A 2741-nucleotide genomic window follows, 5' to 3' on the forward strand; every position below is an offset into this window, starting at 1 on the left:
CAACGTACGGGCCAGTTCCGCCCCCAGGCTTCCGCATCCCGCCACTATGACGTACACTGCCTGCTCCTCCTCCGACAGGCTCACGCCGGCGGGGCCGGTGGCGTGTAGCGCCACCCGGTGGCACGCTCCAGGTTGGCCAGGGCGGGGCGGTAGGAAGGGTCGACTGCCAGGGCGGCCCGGTACATCTTGAGGGCTTCCGGCAGCTGGCCTCCCAGCTCTGCCACCAGACCCAACAGGTTGTAAGCCTCGGGGTTGTCCGGATTCAGCGAAATGGCCCGCTTGAGGTGAAGGATGGCATCCTGCGACTTCCCCCGGCTGATGCAGGCCTTGGCGTATTCCACCGCGGCCCGGACTGACTGCCGTGCCTCTTCTTCCGTCACCTCCTGACGGGACAGAACGGCTGCCACCACGCTGCGGATCTCCTCCGGGGTGAAAGGCTTTTGCAGGTAGTCCAGGGCTCCCAGCTTCATGGTTTCCACCGCCGTCCCGATGGTGCCGTAAGCAGTGATCATCACCACCGCCTGCTCCGGCCGGCGGTGTTTGATGCGGCGCAGCACTTCTACCCCGTCGAGGTCGGGCAACTTGATGTCCAGCAGTACCAGGTCGTAGCTCCCCTCATCCAGCTTCTGCAAGGCGTGCTCCCCGCCGACAGCCAGATCGACCTCGTGCCCCGCCTCGACCAGGCACTGCCCGAGCGTCACCCTTACGTTCTTCTCGTCGTCCACCACCAGAATCCTGGCCAATTCCCGCACCTCCCGTCCTCATGCCTCCACGGGGAGGCTGAAAGTGAACCTGCTCCCCTTGCCCGGCTCGCTCTCCACGAACAGGCGGCCACCGTGAGCCCGCACGATGTCGCGGGAAATCGCCAGGCCGAGCCCGGCTCCGCCCCGGGCCCGGTCCTCGAGCTGGGTGTACGGCTCGAATATCGTCTCCTGCTTTTCCTTGGGAATACCGATCCCCGTGTCCTCCACGCTGATGTACACCCTGTCGCCACGCTGCTCGGCAGACACCGTGATGCGACCCCCACGCGGCGTGTAGCGCAGGGCATTGCTCACCAGGTTGGAGATGACCCACGTAACCTTCTCCCGATCCGCCCGCACCGGCGGTAACCCGGCCGGTACCTCACGGCGCAACCCGACCCCCTGGGCTTCCGCCTGCGCCACAAAGGGAAGGGTAGCAGCTTCTACCAGTTCTCCCACGTCGAGCCGCACGAGGGCCATAGGAAGGCGGCCCACCCGCAGGCGGGCGATCTCAAACAGTTCGTCGACCAGACGGGCCAGCCGCCGGGAATCCTCTTTCAGGATCGCCACCAACTCTGCCTCCCGCGGGGACTGCCGGAACAGCTTGCTTTCGGCCAGGAGTCCGATCCCCATGGTGAGCGACGCCAGTGGCGTGCGCAGTTCGTGGGATACCGCCGACATGAACTGCGAGCGGGACCGTTCCGCCTCTTCGATGGCCGTGACGTCACGCAAGAGCAGTACCACGCCCAGCACCTCGTCATCCTGGCGCACCGCCGTGGCGTCCGCCAGGTAGAAACGGCTGCCCCGCTCCTGCTTGTGTTCCATCAATACCGGCTCGCACGGTTCCCCTTCCTCGCGGCAGGGGGGGCTCTTGACCTGGCGTTGTATCAGCTCCACCAGGCGGTCATCTGCCACCACCTCGGAGAAGGGACGGCCCGCCACCTGCTCGTCCTTCCAGCCCAGAACCTCCTGGGCCACCGGGTTAGCCGATTCAATACGCAGGGCCGTGTCCGTCACCACCAGCCCGTCGGAAATGGTGTCTATTACCGCCTGCAGCTTGTGGCGGCTGGCAGCCAGCTGTGCCACATCGGAGGCCCGCAGTTCCCTCAGCTTCCCCACCATGGCGTTGAACTCGGCTGCCAGCCGCCCCACTTCATCCCGCCCCTGCACCTCTATTCTCTCTTCCAGGTGCCCCTCCCCCACCCGCCGGGCGGAGCGGGAGAGGAGGCGTACGGGCCGTGCGATGAGTTCGGACACGCCCAATCCCAGCAGGACAGAGAGGGCGACCCCGGCCAGACCTCCCGCCAGCACCGACCAGCCGCCGCGGGCACTGGCGGCGTTGACGCGGGTCTGGACCTCCACCATGGCCTGGTCGTTGATGCGGAACAGGTCCCAACATGCCCGGCGGGCGGCATCGAACTGTGGCAGTACCCGGGCCCGGTAGGCAGCGCTGGCCGCGGCCGGGGGAATGCTGCCTTCCCGCACTGCCCGGTAGAGGGCATCGAGGCCGGACGAGTACTCCCGGTAGAGGGCACGGATGCGACCCACCACTTCCCCCTCGCCGGGCAGCGTGACGTTGGCTTCCGCCCGGGCCAGCCAGCCCAGGAAGTCACGGCGGGCGCTCTCGAAGAGCGCCTCCGCCTCGCCATCCCCCAGCAGCAGGAGCAAGGCCGCGCTGTCCTGCCTCTCCAGTTCGGACACGAGATGGCTGGCCGCCACCACGCTCCGGTAGTTCTGTACCATCATCGCGTTCAGCTGGCCCGACAAACGCACGTAGTTGATGGCCGACCACGTACTCAGCACCAGGGCGAGACCGGTAATCAGGACGTATCCGCCCATTATCTTCCCACGAAGGCCCACCATGTCGCGTTGCTCCCAAGGCCAGGGCCCTGCGCGCCGCAGGCCCTCAGCGGGGCCCTGCAGACAGCCTAACCATGTTCAACTGGCCTATCTGCCGGGCCAGCCCCGATTGTACTCCAGCCGCCGGGGCAATTCCAGCCC

The 2741-nt window shown here is 66.9% G+C and carries 2 protein-coding genes; both read right to left on the bottom strand.

Translation table 11 applies throughout. The features are described from left to right. Positions 1 to 80: 80 nt before the first annotated feature. Positions 81 to 743 (bottom strand): response regulator, encoded by a 663-nt coding sequence (locus AB1609_20395; protein MEW6048803.1) that lies wholly within the window; start codon positions 741 to 743, stop codon positions 81 to 83. Positions 744 to 761: 18 nt separating this feature from the next. Next, positions 762 to 2603, bottom strand: coding sequence for an ATP-binding protein (locus AB1609_20400; protein ID MEW6048804.1), 1842 nt, complete (start codon positions 2601 to 2603; stop codon positions 762 to 764). Positions 2604 to 2741 lie beyond the last annotated feature (138 nt).

This window comes from Bacillota bacterium, assembly GCA_040754675.1.
Lineage (GTDB): Bacteria > Bacillota > Limnochordia > Limnochordales > Geochordaceae > Geochorda.